The sequence below is a fragment of the Chitinophaga parva genome, assembly GCF_003071345.1.
In the GTDB taxonomy this organism is placed as follows: Bacteria; Bacteroidota; Bacteroidia; order Chitinophagales; family Chitinophagaceae; genus Chitinophaga; species Chitinophaga parva.
Window position 1 is genome coordinate 1 of the sequence record NZ_QCYK01000006.1, and the last position, 3240, is coordinate 3240.

Below are 3240 nucleotides of genomic sequence, written 5' to 3' on the forward strand. Positions count from 1 at the left end.
CCCTGTGAGACTTTCTGAATAAATATGGCAGCTACCTACTCTCCCGCATGATTGCGCAGTACCATCGGCCATGAGGGGCTTAACTTCTCTGTTCGGAATGGGAAGAGGTGAACACCCTCGGCAAAACCACCATAAGGACTTTGTGTGCCGGACTCCTGGCTTTCGCCTGGACCTTATCTACACACCTAATAAGTTACATATTGGGAAGTTGTTCTATCAACGACTCATGCTTTCGCTGCTCGTCTCATAAAGAATAAAATTAAAGCTTACGGGCAATTAGTACTACTCGGCTTTGATGTTACCACCTTTACACCTGTAGCCTATCAACGTCGTAGTCTCCGACGGCCCTTAAAAGTAAACTCATCTTGAGGTAAGTTTCACGCTTAGATGCTTTCAGCGTTTATCTCAACCGTACATAGCTACTCTGCACTGCACCTGGCGGCACAACAGATACACCAGCGGTACGTACGACCCGGTCCTCTCGTACTAAGGTCACGTCCTCGCAATTTACTAACGATCACAACAGATAGGGACCGAACTGTCTTGCGACGTTCTGAACCCAGTTCACGTGCCACTTTAATCGGCGAACAGCCGAACCCTTGGGACCTTCTCCAGCCCCAGGATGTGACGAACCGACATCGAGGTGCCAAACCTCCCCGTCGATATGAGCTCTTGGGGGAGATCAGCCTGTTATCCCCGGAGTACCTTTTATCCTTTGAGCGATGGCCCTTCCATTCAGAACCACCGGATCACTTTAGCCAGCTTTCGCTCCTGCTCGGCGTGTCAGCCTCACAGTCAAGCACCCTTTTACTAATGCGCTCTGCGTACGATTACCAACCGTACTGAGGGTACCTTTGCGAGCCTCCGTTACTTTTTAGGAGGCGACCACCCCAGTCAAACTACCCACCAAACAATGTCTCCGTTGCCGGATTAGACTCTAAATAACAGAAGGTTGGTATTTCAACGTTGACTCCACAACTCCTGGCGAAGCTGCTTCATAGTCTCCCAACTATCCTACACATCTGGCATTCAAAATCAATGTTAAGTTGTAGTGAAGGTTCACGGGGTCTTTCCGTCCCGTTGCGATTAACCGGCATCTTCACCGATACTACAATTTCACCGAGCTCGTGGTAGAGACAGTGTCCAACTCATTAGACCATTCGTGCAGGTCGGAACTTACCCGACAAGGAATTTCGCTACCTTAGGACCGTTATAGTTACGGCCGCCGTTTACTGGGGCTTCAGTCAGAAGCTTTGGGTTGCCCCGAACATCCTTCCTTAACCTTCCAGCACCGGGCAGGTATCAGGCTCTATACTTCATCTTACGATTTTGCAGGGCCCTGTGTTTTTGTTAAACAGTTGGTTGGACCATTTTACTGAGACCACCCAGAAGGTGGTACGCCTTATCCCGAAGTTACAGCGTCAATTTGCCTAGTTCCTTTACCACGGATCACTCGAGCACCTGAGGATATTCTCCTCGACTACCTGTGTCGGTTTGCGGTACGGGCTGCAATAAACATACCTTAGAGGTTTTTCTTGGAAGTCTGATTAGGGACATTATCAACGCTGCCGAAGCTTTGCTGTACTATCAGGTTCGTCAAACCGCGCGGATTTACCTACGCAGTCTTTAACTACTCCCTTTAACGCACTATTCCGTAAGTGCGCAGTCCTTTCACTACTCCGTTACCCCATCGAATTTATTGCAGGTACTGGAATATTCACCAGTTTGCCATCAGCTACGCCTTTCGGCTTTGCCTAAGGACCCGACTAACCCTGATCCGATTAGCGTTGATCAGGAACCCTTAGTCTTACGGTGATAAGATTTTTCATCTTATTTATCGTTACTTATGCCTACATTTTCTTTTCTAAACGCTCCAGCATACCTCGCGGTACACCTTCAATGCAGTTTAGAATGCTCCCCTACCGATAAGCCCCTAAAGGCTATCCTAAAGCTTCGGTTGTATGTTTGATGCCCGATTATTTTCCGTGCCCAAACCCTCGACCAGTGAGCTGTTACGCACTCTTTAAATGAATGGCTGCTTCCAAGCCAACATCCTGGCTGTTTTAGGGTTTGAACTGCGTTTGTTCAACTTAACATACGATTTGGGACCTTAGCTGTTAATCTGGGTTATTTCCCTCTCGGCCATGGACCTTAGCGCCCACAGCCTCACTCCCGTAGAATATATCATAGCATTCGGAGTTTATTAGGGTTTGGTAGGCGGTGAAGCCCCCTAGCCCAATTAGTAGCTCTACCTCTATGATACGTCTGTAATACGAGGCTGTTCCTAAAAACATTTCGGGGAGAACGAGCTATCTCTCAGTTTGATTGGCCTTTCACCCCTATCCACAGGTCATCCCATAGCTTTTCAACGCTAATGGGTTCGGTCCTCCAGTTTGTGTTACCAAACCTTCAACCTGCCCATGGATAGATCACAAAGTTTCGCGTCTACCCCCACTGACTTTAACGCCCTGTTAGGACTCGCTTTCGCTGCGGCTCCGTTACTGAAGAACTTAACCTCGCCAGTGAGGAGTAACTCGTAGGCTCATTATGCAAAAGGCACGCCGTCACCCTTTTCAAGGCTCCGACCGCTTGTAAGCGCACGGTTTCAGGTACTATTTCACTCTCCTGTTCGGAGTACTTTTCACCTTTCCCTTACGGTACTGGTTCACTATCGGTCTTTAGGGAGTATTTAGCCTTACCAGATGGTGCTGGCAAATTCACACAAGATTCCTCCGGTCTCGCGCTACTCAGGATACTACACGTCCATCGCAATTTCTGTCTACAGGACTATCACCTGCTTTGGTGTATCTTTCCAGATACTTCAACTTGATGCGATCTTCTAAAAGTAGTCCTATAACCCCGGTGCAGCACGCCACACCGGTTTGGGCTCTTCCCCGTTCGCTCGCCACTACTTAGGGAATCATTTATTTATTTTCTTTTCCTGCAGGTACTTAGATGTTTCAGTTCTCTGCGTTGGCCTCCTTTCGGATAATACGTCTTCAACGTATTGGGTTGTCCCATTCGGATATCTACGGATTTAACGCCTGTTTGCGGCTCCCCGTAGCTTTTCGCAGCTTACCACGTCCTTCTTCGCCTCCTAAAGCCTAGGCATTCACCATGCGCCCTTATTCGCTTTAAATTACTTTCTCATTACTTTACGACTACCGCAGTTATCGCTAACCGCAGCAGCATAAAACAACTTGTTTTCCCAATATGTCAAAGAACTTTTCTCACTTGCTG

General features: G+C 48.1%; 2 rRNA genes. Both read right to left on the reverse strand.

The window, feature by feature from the left end:
• Nucleotides 1-22 precede the first annotated feature (22 nt).
• A 5S ribosomal RNA gene (gene rrf, locus DCC81_RS25250) occupies nt 23-134 on the reverse strand.
• 122 nt (nt 135-256) lie between these two features.
• A 23S ribosomal RNA gene (locus tag DCC81_RS25255) occupies nt 257-3139 on the reverse strand.
• Between the last annotated feature and the right edge of the window lie 101 nt (nt 3140-3240).